Source organism: Streptomyces sp. NBC_00029 (assembly GCF_045160505.1).
Taxonomy (GTDB): Bacteria; Actinomycetota; Actinomycetes; order Streptomycetales; family Streptomycetaceae; genus Streptomyces.
In genome coordinates, this window is the sequence record NZ_CP108292.1 from 6,230,665 (window position 1) to 6,251,984 (window position 21,320).

19 protein-coding genes are annotated in these 21,320 nt (G+C 70.1%); 10 read left to right on the top strand and 9 right to left on the bottom strand.

The genetic code is table 11. The features are described 5' to 3' along the window. Positions 1–51: 51 nt before the first annotated feature. Both OG753_RS29250 and OG753_RS29255 read left to right on the top strand, forming a co-directional pair. Entirely contained in the window at positions 52–1,092 is a 1,041-nt protein-coding gene (locus OG753_RS29250; RefSeq protein WP_327264607.1) for a 3-isopropylmalate dehydrogenase, read from the top strand. Between the two features lie 227 nt (positions 1,093–1,319). Then, positions 1,320–2,405, top strand: coding sequence for a branched-chain amino acid aminotransferase (locus OG753_RS29255; RefSeq protein WP_327264608.1), 1,086 nt, complete (start codon positions 1,320–1,322; stop codon positions 2,403–2,405). A gap of 76 nt (positions 2,406–2,481) precedes the next feature. Here the strand turns inward: OG753_RS29255 and OG753_RS29260 are convergent, their stop codons facing one another. Beyond that, the gene (locus OG753_RS29260) at positions 2,482–3,906 is read right to left on the bottom strand and encodes a cytosine permease (RefSeq protein ID WP_405790759.1); all 1,425 of its coding nucleotides are present in this window, start codon (positions 3,904–3,906) and stop codon (positions 2,482–2,484) included. A 156-nt stretch (positions 3,907–4,062) separates the two neighbouring features. Between OG753_RS29260 and ureA the strand changes: the two genes are divergently transcribed. From ureA to OG753_RS29290, 6 genes are all read left to right on the top strand, one after another. After that, entirely contained in the window at positions 4,063–4,773 is a 711-nt protein-coding gene (gene ureA, locus OG753_RS29265) for an urease subunit gamma (protein WP_327264610.1), read from the top strand. Next, entirely contained in the window at positions 4,770–6,503 is a 1,734-nt protein-coding gene (locus OG753_RS29270) for an urease subunit alpha (protein WP_405790761.1), read from the top strand. The genes ureA and OG753_RS29270 overlap by 4 nt, the downstream gene beginning before the upstream one ends. Positions 6,504–6,533: 30 nt before the next feature. After that, a complete protein-coding gene (locus OG753_RS29275; RefSeq protein ID WP_327264612.1) occupies positions 6,534–7,568 on the top strand; it encodes an agmatine deiminase family protein in 1,035 nt (344 codons plus the stop codon). 40 nt (positions 7,569–7,608) lie between these two features. Further along, positions 7,609–8,229 (top strand): TetR/AcrR family transcriptional regulator, encoded by a 621-nt coding sequence (locus OG753_RS29280; protein WP_327264613.1) that lies wholly within the window; start codon positions 7,609–7,611, stop codon positions 8,227–8,229. 407 nt (positions 8,230–8,636) lie between these two features. Then, positions 8,637–10,265 (top strand): citramalate synthase, encoded by a 1,629-nt coding sequence (cimA, locus tag OG753_RS29285; RefSeq protein WP_327264614.1) that lies wholly within the window; start codon positions 8,637–8,639, stop codon positions 10,263–10,265. 120 nt (positions 10,266–10,385) lie between these two features. Further along, the gene (locus OG753_RS29290; RefSeq protein WP_405790764.1) at positions 10,386–11,738 is read left to right on the top strand and encodes a hypothetical protein; all 1,353 of its coding nucleotides are present in this window, start codon (positions 10,386–10,388) and stop codon (positions 11,736–11,738) included. Positions 11,739–11,773: 35 nt separating this feature from the next. Here OG753_RS29290 and OG753_RS29295 read toward each other — a convergent pair whose 3' ends face one another. Further along, positions 11,774–12,397: a YceI family protein gene (locus OG753_RS29295; RefSeq protein ID WP_405790766.1), complete on the bottom strand. Its 624-nt coding sequence runs from the start codon at positions 12,395–12,397 to the stop codon at positions 11,774–11,776. A 271-nt stretch (positions 12,398–12,668) separates the two neighbouring features. Between OG753_RS29295 and OG753_RS29300 the strand changes: the two genes are divergently transcribed. Continuing rightward, a complete protein-coding gene (locus tag OG753_RS29300; protein WP_405790768.1) occupies positions 12,669–14,252 on the top strand; it encodes an acyl-CoA carboxylase subunit beta in 1,584 nt (527 codons plus the stop codon). A gap of 23 nt (positions 14,253–14,275) precedes the next feature. Beyond that, positions 14,276–14,476 carry an acyl-CoA carboxylase subunit epsilon gene (locus OG753_RS29305; RefSeq protein WP_327264618.1) on the top strand — a complete coding sequence of 67 codons (201 nt, stop codon included), beginning with the start codon at positions 14,276–14,278 and terminating at the stop codon, positions 14,474–14,476. Between the two features lie 215 nt (positions 14,477–14,691). On the opposite strand, the gene OG753_RS29310 is transcribed toward OG753_RS29305, so the two are convergent. The 7 genes from OG753_RS29310 to OG753_RS29340 form a co-directional block, all read right to left on the bottom strand. After that, complete coding sequence (locus OG753_RS29310; protein WP_109781528.1) at positions 14,692–15,276, bottom strand: ATP/GTP-binding protein; 585 nt, start codon at positions 15,274–15,276, stop codon at positions 14,692–14,694. Next, positions 15,257–15,799, bottom strand: a complete 543-nt coding sequence (locus tag OG753_RS29315; RefSeq protein WP_327264619.1) for a DUF742 domain-containing protein — start codon at positions 15,797–15,799, stop codon at positions 15,257–15,259. Before OG753_RS29315 ends, OG753_RS29310 begins: the two co-directional genes overlap by 20 nt. A gap of 93 nt (positions 15,800–15,892) precedes the next feature. Continuing rightward, positions 15,893–16,306, bottom strand: a complete 414-nt coding sequence (locus tag OG753_RS29320; RefSeq protein ID WP_030037347.1) for a roadblock/LC7 domain-containing protein — start codon at positions 16,304–16,306, stop codon at positions 15,893–15,895. 10 nt (positions 16,307–16,316) lie between these two features. Beyond that, complete coding sequence (locus tag OG753_RS29325) at positions 16,317–19,502, bottom strand: nitrate- and nitrite sensing domain-containing protein (protein ID WP_327264621.1); 3,186 nt, start codon at positions 19,500–19,502, stop codon at positions 16,317–16,319. Between the two features lie 292 nt (positions 19,503–19,794). Beyond that, positions 19,795–20,376: an ATP/GTP-binding protein gene (locus OG753_RS29330; protein ID WP_046776286.1), complete on the bottom strand. Its 582-nt coding sequence runs from the start codon at positions 20,374–20,376 to the stop codon at positions 19,795–19,797. After that, entirely contained in the window at positions 20,357–20,749 is a 393-nt protein-coding gene (locus OG753_RS29335) for a DUF742 domain-containing protein (RefSeq protein ID WP_327264623.1), read from the bottom strand. Before OG753_RS29335 ends, OG753_RS29330 begins: the two co-directional genes overlap by 20 nt. 152 nt (positions 20,750–20,901) lie before the next feature. After that, the gene (locus OG753_RS29340; RefSeq protein WP_030708442.1) at positions 20,902–21,315 is read right to left on the bottom strand and encodes a roadblock/LC7 domain-containing protein; all 414 of its coding nucleotides are present in this window, start codon (positions 21,313–21,315) and stop codon (positions 20,902–20,904) included. Between the last annotated feature and the right edge of the window lie 5 nt (positions 21,316–21,320).

Genomic DNA, 21,320 nt, shown 5'->3' on the forward strand with positions numbered 1-21,320 from the left:
CATGGTGGACGCAGAATGCCCGAGGGCTGGGACACGGAGTACGGTTCCGTCATGTCGACCAGCATCAATCTCGCAGTGATCCCCGGTGATGGCATCGGCCAGGAAGTCGTGGCTCAGGGACTCAAGGTCCTTACCGCGGTCCTGCCCCAGGATGTGAAGCTGGAGACCAAGCAATACGATCTCGGGGCCCAGCGCTGGCACCGCACCGGTGAGACCCTCCCGGACGCGGAGCTCGAGGCCCTCAAGCACCACGACGCGATCCTGCTCGGCGCCATCGGCGACCCGTCGGTCCCGTCCGGCGTGCTGGAGCGCGGCCTGCTGCTGAAGCTCCGCTTCGCCTTCGACCACTTCATCAACCTGCGCCCGTCGAAGCTGTTCCCGAACACGGCCACCCCGCTCGCCGGCCGTCCGGACATCGACTTCGTCGTGGTCCGCGAGGGCACCGAGGGCCCGTACACCGGCAACGGCGGCAGCCTGCGCACCGGCACCCCCGCCGAGGTGGCCACCGAGGTCAGCATCAACACCGCTTACGGCGTCGAGCGCGTCGTCCGTGACGCGTACGAGCGGGCGAACGCCCGTCCCCGCAAGAAGCTGACGCTGGTCCACAAGAACAACGTCCTCGTGTACGCGGGCCACATGTGGAAGAACATCTTCGACAAGGTCGGCCAGGAGTACCCCGAGGTCACCACCGACTACCTGCACGTCGACGCCGCGACGATCTTCTTCGTCACGCAGCCCGAGCGCTTCGACGTCATCGTCACTGACAACCTCTTCGGTGACATCCTCACCGACCTGGCCGCCGCGGTGACCGGCGGAATCGGCCTCGCCGCCTCTGGGAACATCAACCCGACCGGCGCCTTCCCGTCCATGTTCGAGCCCGTCCACGGCTCGGCCCCGGACATCGCCGGCACCGGCAAGGCCGATCCGACCGCGACGATCCTCTCGGTCGCCCTCCTGCTGCGCCACCTGGGCCACGAGGCCGAGGCCGTCCGCATCGAGGACGCGGTCACCGCCGACCTGGCCGAGCGCGACGGCACCTTCCGCTCCACCGACGCGATCGGCGACGCCCTCGCCGCGCGAGTAGCCGGCTGACCCGGCAGCTCCACCTCAGGAAGCCGCCGGGTCACAATGGGACCCGGCGGCTTCACCTGTGCGGCCCCCGGGTGCCACCATCTCCCCTGGGCCGCATCTCCCCGCTTCTCCGAAGCCTGCCCGCGCGCGATAATCGAACGCGAGGCCGCGGAATGCGGGGAAGCTCGGACGTCCTAGTACGCCGTGAGCGCGGTCCGCCATACACAACCGGTGAAGGACAAGCACTCATGACGACGCCCACGATCGAGCTCAAGCCCTCCTCGAACCCGCTGTCCGATGCGGAGCGCGAGGCGATCCTGGCCAGCCCCGGCTTCGGCCGCCACTTCACCGACCACATGGTGACGATCAAGTGGACCGAGGGTCGCGGCTGGCACGACGCCGAGCTGGTCCCGTACGCGCCGCTCGCGATCGACCCGGCGAACATGACCCTGCACTACGCGCAGACGATCTTCGAAGGCCTCAAGGCCTACCGTCAGCCCGACGGCACCGTGGCCACCTTCCGCCCGGAGGCCAACGCCGCGCGCTTCCAGTCCTCCGCCCGCCGCATGGCCATGCCGGAGCTGCCGACCGAGCTCTTCATCGAGGCCTGCGACGCGCTGATCAAGCAGGACCGCGCCTGGGTTCCGGACTCCGGCGAGGCCTCGCTCTACCTGCGGCCGTTCATGTTCGCCTCCGAGGTCGGCCTCGGCGTCCGCCCGGCGAACGAGTTCCTCTTCATCGTCATCGCCTCGCCCGCCGGCGCGTACTTCCCCGGCGGCGTCAAGCCCGTCTCCGTCTGGCTCTCCGAGGACTACGTCCGCGCGGTCAAGGGCGGCACCGGAGCGGCCAAGACCGGCGGCAACTACGCGGCCTCGCTGGTCGCGCAGGCCCAGGCCGCCTCGCACGGCTGCGACCAGGTGGTCTGGCTCGACGCCGTCGAGCACCGCTGGATCGAGGAGATGGGCGGCATGAACCTGTACTTCGTGTACGGCGACCGCATCGTCACCCCGGAGCTCACCGGATCGCTCCTGCCCGGCATCACCCGCGACTCCCTCCTCACCATCGCCCGCGACCTCGGCTACACCGCCGAGGAGGGCCGCCTGACCACCGAGGACTGGCAGCGCGACAACGCCAACGGCACCCTCACCGAGGTGTTCGCCTGCGGCACCGCCGCCGTGATCACCCCGGTCGGCTCGGTCAAGTCCGAGCGTGCCGACTGGACCCAGGGCGACGGCGAGCCGGGCCGGGTCACCATGCGCCTGCGCAAGGCGCTGCTGGAACTCCAGACCGGCCACAGCGCCGACACCCACGGCTGGATGCACCCGCTGGGCTAGTCCCCCCCACGTTCCACGCGACAGGCCCGCCCCCGGACATCCGGGGTGCGGGCCTGTCGCGTACGTACGGGGGTGCTCAGGCGTTCGCCGGCTCCTCGGCGGCGAGCGCCGGGACCGGGGCGGGGGAGCGGCGGGCGGTGAGCGCGGTGTACACGAGCCCGCCCGTCAGGCCGGAGAGGACGAACGAGCAGTCCACACCGCCGGTGAGGGCGAGCAGCGGACCCTCGTAGAAGGGGGTGGTCACGGCGAGCAGGCCGATGCCCGCGCCGATCGCCCAGGAGGCGGTGGCCGCGACGTTCCAGCCGGAGCGGTACCAGTAGATCCCGCCCACCGAGCGGCGGTTGAAGACCTGCAGCGCGTCGGCGTCGTAGCGCCCGCGGCAGCGCACGTACCCGATCAGGGTGATCACGGCCCACGGGGTGCCGATCGCGGTCAGCACCAGCACGAACGAGGTCATCGCGGACTGCACGTCCCATTCGAAGGAGCCGATGAACACGAAGGCGGTGGCGACGGCGGCCGCGACCAGGGTGGCCGTGGTCCGGGTGGCCCTGGGCACGATCGCGTCGAGGTCGAGGCCCATCGAGTAGAGCATCAGCCCGGCGTTGCCCACCGAACCGCCCGCGGCGGCGGCGAGCAGCGGCACCAGGTACCAGAACGGTGCGGCCTCGACCAGCGGTCCGGCGTACTCGGCCCCGGCCCGGGCGGCCAGCGCCGTGTAGGTGCCGAAGAGCTGCGGGATCAGCAGGCCGAAGAGCAGTCCGAGGCCGGTGGCCCAGAGCACCTTGCGGGAGCTGTGCCGGCGCGGGGAGATGTAGCGGGTGTAGTCGCCGAGCAGGGTGATGAAGGCGACCGGGCCGCTGAGCCCGGCGGCGACGGCGGCGAGGATCCAGGTCGGCCAGAACGAGCCGAGCAGGTACGGGGTCTGCGGCGGGGCGGCGGTGGTGAAGTCCCCGGAGTACGCGAAGACGCCGACGGCCAGCAGCGCCACCATGCCGATGGCCAGGATCTTGCTCATGCGCAGCAGCAGCCGGTAGCCGAAGACGGCTGCGACGACGGTGCACGCGGCCAGCGCGCCGTACATCACCCCCCGCGAGGCTCCGGTGTCCGGCAGCCCGGTGAGCCGGGACAGGACGCCCACCATCACGTCTCCGCCGATCCACAGGGTCAGCGCGGTGTAGCCGAGGGAGAGCAGCAGGCCCACCACCGAGCCCACGAGCCGGCCGCGGACGCCGAACTGTGCGCCGCTGGAGGTCGAGAGGTTCGTCGCGGTGCGCAGGGAGACGAGTGCCAGCGGCGCGGTGAAGGCGATTCCTACGAGCGTGCCGGTCACGATGGCGGTGACCGAGGGCCACAGCCCCAGTCCGAAGGACGGGGGCAGCCAGCCGAAGACGATCACACCGAGGCAGAGGTTGGAGCCGAGAAGGATCGAGATCAGGTCACGGGGACCGCTCGTCCGCTCCTCCTCCGGGATGGTGTCGACTCCGCGCTGTTCGATGGGCATGGGGGACTCCCTTGGCAGGGCGGGGGGTGGTTGCGCTTCTATTTGAGCGACACTCAATGTGACTCAAGGCCTGCTCCCAGGTCAATGATTCCCTCCAAGGAAATGAAGAGTTAGAGTGATGCTCTAACCCATCGACTCAAGAGGTGGTGGATCGGCGTGCGGCTGACCCCTACGGAGCGCGACCGGCTGCTGCTCCGCAGCGCTGCGGAACTGGCCAGGGCCCGGCGCGCCCGCGGCCTGAAGCTCAACGTCCCGGAGGCGACCGCGCTGATCGCGGACACGGTCTGCGAGGCGGCGCGCGACGGCAAGCGGCTCGCGGAGGCGATCGAGGAGGCCCGCAGCGTCCTGGGCCCGGACGACGTCCTGCCGGGCGTCGCCGATGTGGTCGCCGAGGTGCACGTGGAGGCCGTCTTCGACGACGGATCCCGTCTCGCCGTGGTCTCCTCGCCCATCCGGGGCGCCGTCCCGATGGGCGACGACGCCCCGGGCGCGGTCGTCCCCGGCCCCGGCGCCCCCCAGCCGGAGCCGGTCCTGAGCCTGCACGTGCGCAACACCGCCGCGGTGCCGGTGAGCGTGACCTCGCACTTCCATTTCTTCGAGGCGAACCCTCGGCTCGACTTCGACCGGGCGGCGGCCTACGGGATGCGGCTGTGCGTGCCGGCGGGCTCGTCCGTCCGGTTCGACCCCCACGGCGAGGGCGAGGTCGGACTCGTACCCATCGGCGGGGACCGGATCGCGATCGGCTTCGCGGGACTGGTCGACGGACCCCTGGACGCACCCGGAGCCAAGGACGAGGCCCTGCGCCGCGCGGCGGCCTGCGGTTACCTCGGCGTCGCCGCCGAACACGAGGACGGAGACCGGGCGTGAGCAAGAAGACCCCGCACAGCGATCACTGTGCGCCGGGCAGCCGGCACATCGACCCGCACGAGTACGCGTCCGTCTTCGGCCCCCGTGCCGGGGACCGGGTGCGGCTGGGCGACTCCGGGCTGACGGTCCGCGTCGAGCACGACGCGCAGAGGCCCGGCGACGAGTTCCTGGCGGGTTTCGGGAAGACGGCCCGCGACGGCCTGCACCTGAAGGCCGCCGCGGTCCGTGAGACCTGCGACGTCGTCATCAGCAATGTGCTGGTCATCGACGCCGTCCTCGGTATCCGCAAGGTCTCCATCGGTATCCGCGAGGGCCGGATCCACGCGATCGGCCGGGCCGGCAACCCCGACACCCTCGACGGCGTCGACGTGGTCGTCGGCACCGGCACCTCGATCGTGTCCGGTGAGGGCCTGATCGCCACCGCCGGGGCCGTGGACACCCACGTCCACCTGCTCTCCCCCCGCATCATGGAAGCCTCGCTCGCCGCGGGAGTCACCACGATCATCGGCCAGGAGTTCGGCCCCGTCTGGGGCGTCGGCGTCAACTCCCCGTGGGCGCTGAAGCACGCGTTCAACGCCTTCGACGCCTGGCCCGTCAACATCGGCTTCCTCGCCCGCGGCTCCTCCTCCGACGCCGCCCCGCTGGTCGAGGCGCTCGCCGAGGGCGGCGCGTCCGGTTTCAAGGTCCACGAGGACATGGGTGCCCACACCCGGGCCCTGGACACGGCGTTGCGGGTGGCCGAGGAGTACGACGTGCAGGTGGCCCTGCACAGTGACGGTCTGAACGAGTGCCTGTCCGTCGAGGACACCCTGCGGGTGCTGGACGGCCGGACCATCCACGCCTTCCACATCGAGGGCTGCGGCGGCGGTCACGTCCCGAACGTGCTGAAGATGGCGGGCGTGCCGAACGTCATCGGCTCCTCCACCAATCCGACGCTGCCCTTCGGGCGGGACGCGGTGGCCGAGCACTACGGAATGATCGTCTCGGTCCACGACCTCAAGCCCGACCTGCCCGGTGACGCCGCCATGGCCCGTGACCGGATCCGGGCCGGGACCATGGGCGCCGAGGACGTGCTCCACGACCTCGGGGCCATCGGGATCACCTCCTCCGACGCCCAGGGCATGGGCCGGGCCGGTGAGACCATCCGCCGCACCTTCGCGATGGCCGCCAAGATGAAGGGCGAGCTCGGCCCGATGGACGGCGACGGCGACGGCGACGACAACGCCCGCGTCCTGCGCTACATCGCCAAGCTCACCATCAATCCCGCCATCGCCCACGGCCTCGCCCACGAGATCGGCTCCATCGAAGTCGGCAAACTCGCCGACATCGTGCTCTGGCGCCCCCCGTTCTTCGGCGCCAAGCCCCAGCTCGTCCTGAAGTCCGGTTTCCCCGCCTACGGCGTCACCGGCGACCCCAACGCCGCCACCGACACCTGCGAACCGCTCGTCCTCGGACCGCAGTTCGGCTCCTACGGGGCCACGGCCGCCGACATCTCCGTCGCCTTCGTCTCCGCCGCGGCCGCCGCCCTCGGCAGCGACGAGATGCCGACCCGCCGCCGCCGGGTCGCCGTACGCGGCACCCGCGGGATCGGCCCCGCGGACCTCCTGCTCAACTCCCGGGTGGGCGCGGTCGATGTGGACGCGCGCAGCGGACTGGTCTCCCTCGACGGGGAACCGCTGCGCTCCGAGGCCGCCGAATCGGTCTCCCTCAACCGCCTGTACTTCCTGTAAGCCAGCACAGCCCGTGAGGACCTGCCTGCCATGACCAAGCCTGTGAACGACGGCTTCCGGATGCCCGCCGAGTGGACCCCCCACGAGCGCACCTGGATGGCCTGGCCCAGCCCCAACCCCACCTTCACCAACGCGCAGGAGCTCGCCGAGGCCCGCGAGGCATGGGGCGCCGTCGCCCGCGCCGTCCGCGCGTACGAGCCGGTGACCCTCGTGGTCTCGCCCGGTGACGCGGAAAGCGCCCGTGCGATCGTGGGCGACGACGTACAGCTGGTCGAGCGGGAGCTCGACGACGCCTGGATGCGCGACATCGGCCCGACCTTCGTCACCAACGACGCCGGCGGGCTCGCGGCCGTCGACTGGACCTTCAACGGCTGGGGCGCCCAGGAGTGGGCCCGCTGGGAGCACGACTCGAAGGTCGCCCGGCACGTCTCGGACGTGGCCGGCACCCGCACGTACAGCACCGAGCTCGTCAACGAGGGCGGCGCCATCCACGTCGACGGCGAGGGCACCGTGCTGCTCACCGACACCGTGCAGCTGGGCGAGGGCCGCAACCCCGGCTGGACCCGCCAGCAGGTGGAGGCCGAGATCCACGCCCACCTCGGCACCACCAAGGCGATCTGGCTGCCGTACGGCCTGGCCGGCGACTACGGCACCTACGGCACCCAGGGGCACGTGGACATCGTGGCCGCCTTCGCCCGCCCCGGTGTCGTCATGGTCCACACCCAGCCCGACCCGGCCCACCCGGACCACGAGCGCTGCAAGACCATCGCGGCCATCCTGCGCGCGTCCACCGACGCCCGGGGGCGGCAGCTGGAGGTCGTGGAGATCCCGGCGCCGACCGTGCTGGAGGAGGACGGCGAATGGGTGGACTATTCGTATATCAACCACTACCTGTGCAACGGCGGCGTCGTCCTGTGCTCCTTCGACGACCCGCGCGACGAGGAGGCCGCCGAGATCTTCCGCGGACTGTTCCCCGGGCGGACCGTGACCCTCGTTGACGCACGTACGATTTTCGCCGGGGGTGGCGGCATTCATTGCATCACCCAGCAGCAGCCGAAGGTCTGATCCGCAGACGGCCGGCAGCCGACCGACAAGGAGTGGGTCCATGGTGGCGGGTGGAGTACCGGTACGCGCGGCGCGGAAGAACGCGCCCCCGCGCGAGGACGTACTCGTCGCCGCCATGGCCACGATCGCCGAGCGCGGCCTCGAAGGCCTGACCATGGCCGGACTGGGCCGCGAGGTCGGCATGAGCAGCGGCCACCTCCTCTACTACTTCCGCAGCAAGGACGAGCTCCTGCTGCAGACCCTGGAGTGGAGCGAGGCGGAACTGGGCGGCGAGCGGCGGGCCCTGCTCGCCCGCCGCGGTCCGGTGAGCGAGCGCCTGCAGGCGTACGTGGACCTGTACGTGCCCACCCGCGCGCGCGATCCGCACTGGACGCTGTGGCTGGAGGTCTGGAACCGCTCCCAGAACGCCGGCCCCCAGGAGCGCGAGAGGCAGGCGGCCATCGAGGGCGCCTGGCACCGTGACCTGGTGGCCCTGCTGGCCGAGGGCATCTCGCGCGGCGAGTTCCGCCCGGTGGACGCCGAGCGCGTGGCGACCCGGGTCCGGGCCCTGCTCGACGGATTCAGCATCCAGCTGGCGGTCGGTCTGCCGACGCTGGACCGCACGGCGATCCTCACCCACGTGAGGGAATTCCTGGTGGAGACGCTCTCCCCGGACGCCTAGGTCGTCTCTTTTGGATCTTGTCGGCCCGACAAGATCCAAAAGAGACGACCTAGGTCAGGCGCCGGTTCTTCCGGTGTGCGGCCGCGGTGGAGAGGGTGCCCGCATGCTGAGATCCCTGTCCATCCGCGGCGAGCGGTGTGGCACACTGCCAGCGTGCCTGCTCAGCTCATGATTATCGCCAGCAGCGCGCCGGTCCCCAGTGGCCGCTGAACCGCGGAAGAACTTCGCGGAAGCGGCCACCGTGCCTCGGACCCGCGCGCAGACCTCTCGCTACCCGCGAGGGGTTTTTTCGTTTCCCGGACCATCCGTACCGGGACCCGACCGCGCGCGATGATGGGGGCAGTGACGGCGGCCTGCCCCCTCCGGCGGGCATCCGGAACCACTCATCCGACAGGAGTCAGATCAGCATGACGACGACACCAGAGGCGGCAACTGCGCTGTCAGAAGGCCTGGACGACAGCTTCCACGTCTTCGACACCACCCTGCGCGACGGCGCCCAGCGCGAGGGCATCAACCTCACGGTCGCCGACAAGCTGACGATCGCCCGGCACCTGGACGACTTCGGAGTGGGCTTCATCGAGGGCGGCTGGCCCGGCGCCAACCCCCGTGACACCGAGTTCTTCGCCCGCGCCCGCGCGGAGATCCGGTTCAAGAACGCCCAGCTGGTCGCCTTCGGTGCCACCCGGCGCGCCGGCGGCTCGGCGGCCCAGGACCCGCAGGTGCGGGCCCTGCTGGAGTCCGGCGCCCCGGTCATCACTCTTGTCGCCAAGTCCCACGACCGCCACGTCGAGCTCGCCCTGCGCACCACCCTGGAAGAGAACCTGGAGATGGTGCGCGACACCGTCTCCCACCTCGTCGCCGAGGGCCGCCGCGTCTTCGTCGACTGCGAGCACTTCTTCGACGGCTACCGGGCCAACGCCGAGTACGCGAAGTCCGTCGTGCGCACCGCCCACGAGGCCGGCGCCGACGTGGTCATCCTCTGCGACACCAACGGCGGCATGCTGCCCGCCCAGGTGACCGCGACCGTCGCCACCGTCCTCGCCGACACCGGGGCCCGCCTGGGCATCCACGCCCAGGACGACACCGGCTGCGCCGTCGCCAACACCCTCGCGGCGGTGGACGCGGGAGCCACCCATGTCCAGTGCACGGCGAACGGCTACGGCGAGCGCGTCGGCAACGCCAACCTCTTCCCTGTCGTCGCCGCCCTGGAGATCAAGTACGGGCGCAAGGTCCTCCCCGACGGGGCGCTCGCCGAGATGACCCGCATCTCGCACGCCATCGCCGAGGTCGTGAACCTCACCCCCTCCACGCACCAGCCCTACGTCGGCGTCTCCGCCTTCGCGCACAAGGCGGGCCTGCACGCCTCGGCCATCAAGGTCGACCCGGACCTCTACCAGCACATCGATCCCGAGCGGGTCGGCAACACCATGCGGATGCTGGTCTCCGACATGGCCGGCCGCGCCTCCATCGAGCTCAAGGGCAAGGAGCTCGGCGTCGAACTGAACGGGGACCGCGCCCTGATCTCCCGGGTCGTGGAGCGGGTCAAGGAGCGCGAGCTCAAGGGCTACACCTACGAGGCCGCCGACGCCTCCTTCGAACTGCTGCTGCGCGCCGAGGCCGAGGGCCGGGCCCGCAAGTACTTCCGCATCGAGTCCTGGCGGGCGATCGTCGAGGACCGCCCGGACGGCACCCATGCCAACGAGGCCACGGTCAAGCTGTGGGCCAAGGGCGAGCGGATCGTCGCGACGGCGGAGGGCAACGGCCCGGTCAACGCACTGGACCGGGCGCTGCGGGTGGCGCTGGAGCGGTTCTACCCGCAGCTCGCCAAGTTCGAGCTCGTCGACTACAAGGTCCGCATCCTGGAGGGCACGCACGGCACGGAGTCCACGACACGCGTGCTGATCGCCACGTCGGACGGTGAACGCGACTGGTCCACGGTCGGCGTGGCCCCGAACGTGATCGCGGCGTCCTGGCAGGCCCTGGAGGACGCGTTCACCTACGGCCTCCTGCACGCGGGCGTCGAACCGGCCGAATAGCGGCCCCGCGGCAGCCCGCCGGGCCCGCGCCCACCGGTCCGCACCTCGCCGGGCTTCGGCCCGGCGAGGCCCTTATGTCCAGCTCACACGGGAAAGTACCGGTTCCGGTAGCGTCATGGTATGAGGACCAGGCTGATATCCGTACGTTGTGGATCGTTGCTGTCCGGTCTGCTGCTGGCGCTCTCGGCGACCGCGCTCGTGGCCGCGCCGCAGGCTTCGGCCGCCACCGGGGTCGCCGCCGTGGGGGAGGCCCTCAAGCAGGGGCCGGTCTACGTCGCGCCCGGAGCCGAGGCCCAGCTGTCCAAGGCCCAGGCGGACGCGCTCGCGCAGAAGATCGAGGACGCGGGCAAGCCGGTGTTCGTGGCCGTGCTGCCGGCCACTGCCGAGTACCCGCAGGACAAGGTGCTCGGAGCCGTCCGCGCCGAGACCGGCATCACCGGGCTCTACGCGATCCGCCTCGGCGACGGCTTCAACGCCGGAGCCGACCGGGCGGTCATGCCGGCCAACGCCGTGCGCAACCTCACCGAGGCCGTGAAGACCGGCGCGCCGGTGGACGCCGACACCCAGCTGAATAACTTCGTGGACCAGGCCCTGACCCAGGCCAAGGGCGGCGCTCCCGCCTCCTGGGGTACGACGGGCGCCGCCGAGGGCGTCCCGGTCGGCGGGCTGGTCGCCCTGGGTGCGGTGGCCGTGATCGGCGGCGGCGGGGCGTACGCGCTGGTGCGCCGCAACCGGAAGAAGAAGGAAGACATCCGGCGCGAGGCCGTCGCCCGGCTCGGTGTGGTCGTGGACGAGGACATCACGGCTTACGGCGAGGAGCTGGAACGGCTCGACTTCCACCCCGGTGAACCCGGCGCCGACGACGCGATGCGCAGGGACTACGAGCAGGGGCTCGACTCCTACGAGAAGGCCAAGCAGATCATGGCCTCGGTGCAGCGCCCCGAAGAGGTCACGGGGGTCACCCAGGCCCTGGAGGACGGCCGCTTCGCGCTGGCCACCCTCGACGCGCGCCGACAGGGACGGCCGCTGCCCGAGCGGCGCTCGCCCTGCTTCTTCGACCCGCGCCACGGGCCGAGCAGCGAGGACGCCACCTGGGCTCCGGCCGGCGGGACGGCCCGTACCGTGCCGGTCTGCACGGCGGACGCCGTACGGCTGCGCGACGGCCTGGACCCGGCGGTCCGTACGGTCGACACCGACCGGGGGCCGCGGCCCTACTACGACGCCGGCCCGGCGTACGGTCCCTGGGCCGGCGGCTACTTCGGCGGGGGCGTCCTGCCCGGCCTGCTCATGGGCACGATGCTCGGCTCGATGATGTCCAGCCCGGCCTACGCCTCGGACTTCGGTGGGGCGGGCAGCGGTTTCGAGGGCGGGGACGTCTCCGGGGCCGACTTCAACCCGTCCGACTTCGGCGGCGGGGACTTCGGCGGCGGTGGTTTCGGCGGAGGCGGCTTCGACGGCGGGGGCGGCTTCTAGCCGCCCCCGGGTGCCGGGCCCGCGGGGTCCGGCGGTCAGGCCTGCTTGATGGCCGAGATGTCGAAGGTCAGCTTGACCTTGTCGCTGACCATGACACCGCCGGTCTCCAGGGCGGCGTTCCACGTCAGGCCCCAGTCGGAACGCAGGATCTCGGCCGATCCCTCGAAGCCGGCGCGCTCATTGCCGTACGGGTCGGTGGCCGAGCCGTTGAACTCCAGGTCGATGGAGAGCGGGCGGGTGACGTCCTTGATCGTCAGGTTGCCCGTGATGCGGTACAGGTCCCCGCCGAGCGCGGCCGCCGCGGTGGAGCGGAAGGTCATCAGCGGGAAGGTCTCGGCGTCGAAGAAGTCCCCGCCGCGCAGGTGGCCGTCACGGTCGGCGATGCCGGTGTCGACGGAGGCGATCTTCACGTCGATGGACGCGGTCGAGCGGGCCGGGTCGGAGCCGTCCAGGTGCAGGGTTCCCTCGTGCTCGGCGAAGGCGCCGCGCACGTTGGTGACCATGGCGTGCCGGACGGTGAAGCCGATGCTGCTGTGGGCGGGGTCGACGACGTAGTCGCCGGTGAGTGCGGCGAGGGCCGGGTTCACCTCGAGGGTGGCGACGGCGCCGTCCTGGGCGTTCGCGGTGGCGTTCTGGCTGCGGCGGGTGAAGAGACCCATGATGTGCTCCTTGTGGGTTCGTGCTCGGTCCGAAGAGTCGGTTGAACTTTCAACGACTTCAACGGGAACGACGCTAGACCCATTCCGTTTAAATTTCAACATCTAGTCGGGGTGTCAGGCCATTTTGTGAAGGTCCTACAACAGAGCCGTGCCCCGTCTGGCGGAGTCCTTACATCCCCCGGGCGTTCTGTGCGGGCCGGACAGCGGAAGACTCTCGAGACTGTGCGGAATGAACGGAGGTTTTTCATGGCGATCTTCGTAAGGTCGGTACATGACCGTTGTGGACCAGACCCCGAGCGAGCCGACGGACGCCCGCGGACGCGTGGCCGAACTGCACTCCCTGCGCGAGCAGGCGAGGCGCGGCCCCAGTGACCGTGCGACCGAGGCGCAGCACGCCAAGGGCAAGCTGACCGCCCGCGAGCGCATCGCGCTGCTGCTCGACGAAGGTTCCTTCAGGGAGGTCGAGCAGCTCCGCCGCCACCGGGCGACCGGGTTCGGCCTGGAGAGCAAGAAGCCCTACACCGACGGTGTCATCACCGGCTGGGGCACGGTCGAGGGCCGCACGGTCTTCGTCTACGCGCACGACTTCCGCATCTTCGGCGGCGCCCTGGGCGAGGCCCACGCCACGAAGATCCACAAGATCATGGACATGGCCATCGCGGCCGGTGCTCCCCTGGTCTCCCTGAACGACGGCGCCGGCGCCCGTATCCAGGAGGGCGTCTCGGCGCTCGCCGGCTACGGCGGCATCTTCCAGCGCAACACCAAGGCCTCGGGCGTCATCCCGCAGATCTCGGTCATGCTGGGCCCCTGCGCCGGTGGCGCCGCGTACTCCCCGGCCCTGACGGACTTCGTCTTCATGGTCCGCGAGACCTCGCAGATGTTCATCACCGGCCCGGACGTGGTCCGCGCGGTGACCGGCGAGGAGATCACCCAGAACGGCCTCGGCGGCGCCGACGTGCACGCCGAGACCTCGGGCGTCGCGCACTTCGCGTACGACGACGAGGAGACCTGCATCTCCGAGGTGCGCTACCTCATCTCGATGCTGCCCTCCAACAACCGCGAGAACCCGCCCATCCACGAGACGAGCGACCCGGCCGACCGGCGCAGCGAGGTCCTCCTCGACCTGGTGCCCGCCGACGGCAACCGCCCCTACGACATGCTCAAGGTCATCGAGGAGCTCGTCGACGAGGGCGACGTCCTGGAGATCCACGAGCGCTGGGCCCGCAACATCATCTGCGCCCTGGCCCGGATGAACGGCCAGGTCGTCGGCATCGTCGCCAACCAGCCCGGCCACCTCGCCGGCGTCCTGGACATCGAGGCCTCCGAGAAGGCCGCGCGCTTCGTCCAGATGTGCGACGCCTTCAACATCCCGATCCTCACGCTGCTGGACGTCCCCGGCTTCCTGCCGGGCGTCTCGCAGGAGCACGGCGGCATCATCCGCCACGGCGCCAAGCTGCTGTACGCGTACTGCAACGCCACCGTCCCGCGGATCTCGCTGATCCTGCGCAAGGCCTACGGCGGCGCGTACATCGTCATGGACTCCCAGTCCATCGGCGCCGACATCACCTACGCCTGGCCCACCAACGAGATCGCCGTCATGGGCGCCGAGGGCGCGGCCAACGTCATCTTCCGCAAGCAGATCGCGGACGCCGAGGACCCCGAGGCCATGCGCGTACGCATGGTCAAGGAGTACAAGGCCGAACTGATGCACCCGTACTACGCGGCCGAGCGCGGCCTCGTCGACGACGTCATCGACCCCGCCGAGACCCGCGAGGTGCTCATCAGCGCCCTCGCGATGCTCCGCAACAAGCACGCCGATCTGCCGTCCCGCAAGCACGGCAACCCGCCGCAGTAACCGCGAAGGAGACCTGCCACCACATGACCACCGCCACTGACACCCTGCTGCGCGTCGAAAAGGGCAACGCCGCCCCCGAGGAGCTGGCCGCGATCACCGCGATCCTGCTCGCCCGCGCCGCCGCCACGCCGGACGAGACCCCGGTCAGCGTGCCCCGCCAGGCCGGCTGGCGCCGCCTGGAGCGCACGCCCGGCTTCCGCGCCCCCCACAGCTGGCAGGGCTGAGTTCCCGAGCCTCCGGAAGGCCCCGCACCCGTTTTCCAGGGTGCGGGGCCTTCCGCGTAACCCCGTACAGGCCCTCTCGGCGGGTCTTTGACGGCCTGTCGTACGGGCTGCGGCACCTGAAGCGCTGCGCGCACCTCCGCGGGCCCGTGGGGCCCGTGTACGGCGAAGGCCCCCGCGTCGTGTGACACAGGGGCCTGTCGGGTGCGGCGGTACTGCTACCGCAGGCGCGCCATGAGGGCGTGCTCGACGAGCGTGATGAGCGCGCTCTTGGCGTCCGCGCGGTGGCGGGCGTCGGTGGTGATGATGGGGGCGTCCGGGCCGATCTGCAGGGCCTCGCGGACTTCCTCCGGCGTGTAGGGCTGGTGCCCCTCGAAGCCGTTGAGGGCGATGACGAAGGGCAGGCCGCTGTTCTCGAAGTAGTCGACCGCGGGGAAGCAGTCGGCGAGACGGCGGGTGTCGACGAGGACGATCGCACCGATGGCGCCGCGGACCAGGTCGTCCCACATGAACCAGAAGCGGTCCTGGCCCGGCGTACCGAAGAGGTACAGGATCAGGTCCTGGTCCAGGGTGATGCGGCCGAAGTCCATGGCGACCGTGGTGGTCGTCTTGTCACCGGTGTGGGTGAGGTCGTCGATCCCGGCCGAGGCGCTGGTCATGACGGCTTCGGTGCGCAGCGGGTTGATCTCGGAGACCGCGCCGACGAACGTGGTCTTGCCCACGCCGAAGCCGCCCGCCACCACGATCTTCGCGGAGGTGGTGGAGCGGGGAGCCGCTCCGCCGTTAGAGCTTGCGAAGTCCACTGAGCACCCTTTCGAGCAGTGTCACGTCTGGCTGGCCACCGGCAGACTCGTCGCCGCCGGGCTGGTGAATGGCGACAAGGCCCGCCTCCGCCAGGTCGGCGACGAGGATGCGGGCGACACCAAGAGGAATGGAGAGAAGTGCCGAGATCTCCGCTACGGATTTGATCTCCTGGCACAGGCGGCAGATGCGCTGGTGCTCGGGCAACTGCCCTTGCAGACGCGCGGGATCCGCCGTGGTACTGACCAGCGCCTCGATGGCGAGCTGGTAGCGCGGCCGAGTACGGCCGCCGGTCATCGCGTACGGACGCACCAGCGGGTTGTGGGCCTTCGGAGAAGGCTGCCGCGCTGCGCGCGGCGGCTGCTGCGGAGGCGGCATCTGGGGGTGTCCGTACTGCTGCTGCTGGTAGGGATTCTGCTCCTGCACGGGCCGGCTCGGCGCGGAGGGGAAGTTGAAGCGGTTCTGGTCGTGCCCACCCTGCGGCTGCTGCGCGCCGCCATAAGGATGTCCTCCGGGTGTTGTCACGTCTCCTCCTCCGACTCCAAGTACGCAGTACTCCCTGTGGAACCGCGCCACCGCACCCTATGGTGCGATGGCGCGAAACGCACTGCCTGTCTGCTAGTTGAGCAGACTTCCCTGCAGCTCGGCACGCAGATCCGGAGTGAGGACACTGCCCGCGCGATCCACCAGAAGGGCCATTTCGTAGCCCACGAGGCCGATGTCGCACTCGGGGTGCGCGAGCACCGCGAGGGACGATCCGTCCGAGACGGACATGAGGAAAAGGAATCCCCGGTCCATCTCGACCACGGTCTGGTTGACGGCGCCACCCTCGAAGATGCGGGAGGCACCGGCGGTCAGCGAAGTCAGTCCGGAGGCCACGGCCGCCAGCTGATCGGCGCGGTCGCGCGGAAATCCGTCGGACATCGCCAGAAGAAGGCCGTCGGCGGAGACCACCACCGTGTGCGACACCCCTGGGGTGTTGTCCACGAAGTTGGTGATCAACCAGTTCAGGTTCTGTGCCGCCTGGCTCATCGGGCTCACACTAACGCTCCTGGTCATAGCTGTTACTTGACTGCTCAGATCCCGCGTTGCGTCCCTGCTGGACACCGCGCCGCAGGTTGCTCAACCTGCCGCGGACGTCCTCCGGAGCGCGGGAGACCTGGGGGCCGCCCTGCGGGGTCGTCTCCGCCGCGCCCTCGACCAGGTTGGCCTTGGGCACCCGCCGAGGGAGACCGGACGGGGTGACCCCGCCCGCCTTCGGCTCACGGAGCTTTCCGGCCTGCTGCCAGCGTTCGTCGTTGCGCGAACGCCAGGCGGCGGTGCCTTCAGTTTCCTCCGGGGACCGCTCCGGTTCGGCGGGCTGCTGCTGACGCGGCGACCGCTGTTCGAAGAGGGATCCGGTGGACTCCGCTTGCTGCTTTCCGGGGGGCCACTGCTGCTGGCCGCCGCGTCGCGGCAGGCCCGCTCCGGTCACCGCGTGACCGGTGTCGGCAGCGGCACCCGGACGGTCGAAGCCTACGCGCTCCTGGGCCGGTTCGGGGACGGCCCGGGATTCCGATTCGGTCCCGTAATCCTGCTGGTAGGCAGCCGGATAGGTGTTCTGCTCGGGCCACTCGGCCTGCTCCGGCCCGGCTGCGAAGCCATTGTCGTAGCCCTGGGTGGCCGGCTGCTGGTCCGGGTAGCCGTCTTCCGTATAGCCGTAGTCCTGCTGCGGGTAAGCGTCGTACCCCTGCTGGGCCTGCTGGGCCTCGTACGAGGTGTCGTAGGCCTGCTCGGACTGCTGTTCGTAGCCCTGGTACTCCTGGTACCCATGCTCCGGCTGAGGTTCCGGATACTCCTGGCCGGGGTACTGCTGCTGTTCCTGCGGGTAACCCACCTGGGCCGCCAGCGCGGCCCGGCGCTCCTGCTGTCCCAGCGACCGGCCGAGCGGGTCGGCCTGGGCGCCGTCGGAGCCCTGCTGGTCGTACCGCGAGTCGTCGAAGCCGAGCTCGGCGGCGGTCCGCAGCGGGGGAGCCAGCTGGGCCTGCTGCTGTTCCGGAATGATCTGGGAGACCGTGAAGTCGTCGTCCGGAATGCCCTCGCCACCGCCACCGTGGGTGATGGCGTCGGGGAGCATGACCAGCGAGGTGGTGCCGGCCGCCTCGCCCGAGGGGCGCAGCTGCACGCGGATGCTGTGGCGGTCCGCCAGCCGGCCGACCACGAACAGACCCATGCGCTGCGAGATCGCGGCGTCCACGGTCGGCGGGTTCGCCAGCTTGTGGTTGATGTCCGCGAAGTCCTCGGCGGTGAGGCCGATGCCCTTGTCGTGGATCTCGACCATCACGCGGCCGTCGGGCAGACGCGTGGCGTTGACGCGGACCTTGGTCTGCGGGGAGGAGAACGTGGTGGCGTTCTCCAGGAGCTCGGCGAGCAGGTGCACGAGGTCGGTCACGGCCTGGCCGTGGATCTCCGCGTCGGAGACCCCCGAGAGCTCGATGCGCTCGTACTGCTCCACCTCGGAGGAGGCGGCGCGCAGCACGTCGACCAGCGGGACCGGCTGGTCCCAGCGGCGGCCCGGCTCCTCACCCGCGAGGATGAGGAGGTTCTCGCCGTTGCGGCGCATGCGGGTGGCCAGGTGGTCCAGGCGGAAGAGGTTCTCCAGCTGGTCCGGGTCGGCCTCGTTGTTCTCCAGGTCGGTGATGAGGGTGAGTTGGCCCTCGATCAGCGACTGGTTGCGCATGGAGAGGTTCGTGAAGATCGCGTTGACGTTGCCCCGCAGGAGGGCCTGCTCGGCGGCGAGCCGCACCGCTTCACGGTGGACCTGGTCGAAGGCGCGGGCGACCTCGCCGATCTCGTCCTGGGAGTCGATCGGGATCGGGTGGACACGGGTGTCCACCTTGCCCGGGTCGGTGCGCGAGAGCTGGTCGACGAGCATCGGCAGGCGCTGCTCGGCGATGTCGAAGGCGGCGGTCCGCAGGCGGGCCATCGCGCGGCCCATCTGGCGGGCCATCATGCCGGCCAGGATGAACGCGGCGAGGAGGGCCACGACCACGATGGCGCCGTTGACGATGGCGTCGGTGCGGGCGTCGTCGGAGACCGCGACGGCGTCCTTGACGGCCTTGTCGAGGAGTTCCTTCTCGACCTCGTCGTAACCGTCGAACTTCGCGGTGGCGGCGGCCTGCCAGAAGGCGGGGTTGGTGCCGTTCTCGGCGAGCTTCTTCTTGGGGTCACCGCTCGCGATGGCCTCGGTCATGCCGAGGAGCGGGGACTGGTTCACCGTGGGCGGCGGCACGAAGCGGACGCCGGCCTGCTCGGCCTGGTGCTTGGCGTCGGCGATCTTGGCCGCGCCCTCTTCGGACTTCTTGGCCATGACCGCCTTGAGGCGGTTCACGTCGTCCTCGGTACCGGCCGCGACGTACTCGCCGATGGCGATTTCTTCGAGGTAGGCGTAGGAGGAGAAGGCGACGAGCTGGGCCTTGCGGGTGTTCTCGTCCGTGCTCGGGCGCACCAGCAGGTGGGTGCCGACGGAGCGCTGCAGCGAGTTCGCGGCCTTGGCGAGCTGGATCGCGTAGACCATGCGGCCGTACGAGGTCACGTTGCCGGTGCCGAGACCGAGCTCGTTGGCGAACTGCATGAGGTAGTGCTGGACCAGCACATAGCCCTCTTCGGTCGGGATGGGGCCGGCCGTGTTGGGGAGGTTCTTCTTGGGGCTCTCCAGCGCCGCCAGGTACGCCTTCTCGCGCACCTGCGACAGCTTGGGCTCCTCGTTGCGGAAGAGGTCCAGACGCCGCTCCAGGCCGAGGTTCTTCGGCATGTCCTGGACGGCCTTGTCGAACTTCTCCTTGGCCGCGGCGGTGTCCTCGTAGGCCTTGGTGACCTTCGGGTCCTTCGTCAGGCCGTTCAGGAGGGGCTCGGCAGTGAGGTCACGCTCGTTGAGCAGTGCCTGACTGTAGCCCGAGGCCGCCTGGACGACCGTGGCTATCTTCTCGGCGTCCTTGGCCTCGTTCCAGGTGTCGATGGACCCCTTCACCTGGAAGCCGCCCATGACCAGGCCCACGAGGGCCGGTACGAGCAGGATGGCGTTCAGACGGGTCGGCACACGCCAGTTGCGGGGCGAGAACCTGCTGCTGCTCCCGCTGCTCACGGGCGGTTCCACGGGCACGTCGACGGGCGACGCGGCCGCTCGCGGCGGCGGGGTGAAGTTGCCGCGCGCGGGTTCATCCGCGGGGCTTGCGATGCTTCGCCTCACTCGACCAACAACCTCTCGGCGGTGCTACTAGCTAGTTCGTTGAATTCCAGCACGGTTAACGGCCGTGTTCCAAACAGTTGGAACCAGCCATTCGCAGAACCTTATGCCCTACATAAATCGGACATAAAGAGCGTCCTGCGGCAAAAATAGGGGCAGTTGTGCGCGCAGGGGCACCAGGCGAACGCACCCCGTTGCCAAATGGCTGCAATTCTCTGTCGAAACGTTATGAACGACAGGGGCGGGCCGTGTCGTAAGACACAGCCCGCCCCTCCCGCGCGACAACCAAACCGTGTTACTTGAGCCGCGCCATGAGGGCGTGCTCGACGAGCGTGATGAGCGCGCTCTTGGCGTCCGCGCGGTGGCGGGCGTCGGTGGTGATGATGGGAGCGCCGGGGCCGATCTGCAGGGCCTCGCGGACTTCCTCCGGCGTGTAGGGCTGGTGCCCCTCGAAGCCGTTGAGCGCCACGACGAAGGGCAGCCCGCTGTTCTCGAAGTAGTCGACCGCGGGGAAGCAGTCGGCGAGACGGCGGGTGTCGACGAGGACGATCGCACCGATGGCGCCGCGGACCAGGTCGTCCCACATGAACCAGAAGCGGTCCTGGCCCGGCGTACCGAAGAGGTACAGGATCAGGTCCTGGTCCAGGGTGATGCGGCCGAAGTCCATGGCGACCGTGGTGGTCGTCTTGTCACCGGTGTGGGTGAGGTCGTCGATCCCGGCCGAGGCGCTGGTCATGACGGCTTCGGTGCGCAGCGGGTTGATCTCCGACACGGCTCCGACGAACGTGGTCTTGCCCACGCCGAAGCCGCCCGCCACCACGATCTTCGCGGAGGTGGTGGAGCGAGGAGCCGCTCCGCTAGATGTTCCGAAGGCCACTGAGCACCCTTTCGAGCAGCGTTACATCCGGCGTGCCGCCGGCCTCTCCATTGCCCGGCTGGTGGATGGCCACCATTCCGGCCTCCGCCAGGTCGGCGACGAGGATCCGGGCGACACCGAGCGGCATCGACAGAAGTGCGGAGACCTCGGCGACCGACTTGACCTCGCGGCACAGGGTGCAGATGCGCTGGTGCTCCGGGAGCAGGCCGGACAGGTGCATCGGATCGGCGGTGGTGCTGACCAGCGCCTCTATGGCGAGCTGGTAGCGGGGCCGGGTCCGGCCGCCGGTCATCGCGTACGGACGCACCAGCGGCTGATCGCCTTCCGAGTACGAGTCTCCGTACGTATCGGAGTAGGCGGGGGGCGGGGTCATTGATCCTCCGGGCTGGACAGCAGTGGTCAGCGTGCCGTCTGACGGGGCGGCCGGTGGGGGGAACGGTATGACGGCCTGGCGGTGGTACTGGATTCCGGGGCGGTGCCCCGGTCTCCCGGCCGGTAGTACCGTCCGGCCGGGAGAGGGGGAAGTCAGCCGAGCAGGCTTCCCTGAAGTTCGGCACGCAGGTCCGGGGTGAGGACACTGCCCGCGCGATCCACCAGAAGGGCCATCTCGTAGCCCACGAGGCCGATGTCGCACTCGGGGTGCGCCAGAACGGCCAGCGAGGATCCGTCCGAGACGGACATGAGGAAGAGGAATCCCCGGTCCATCTCGACCACGGTCTGGTTGACGGCGCCACCCTCGAAGATGCGGGAGGCACCGGCGGTCAGCGAGGTCAGTCCGGAGGCCACGGCCGCCAGCTGATCGGCGCGGTCGCGGGGGAATCCTTCGGACATCGCCAGAAGGAGTCCGTCGGCGGAGACCACCACCGTGTGCGACACCCCTGGGGTGTTGTCCACGAAGTTGGTGATCAACCAGTTCAGGTTCTGTGCCGCCTGGCTCATCGAAC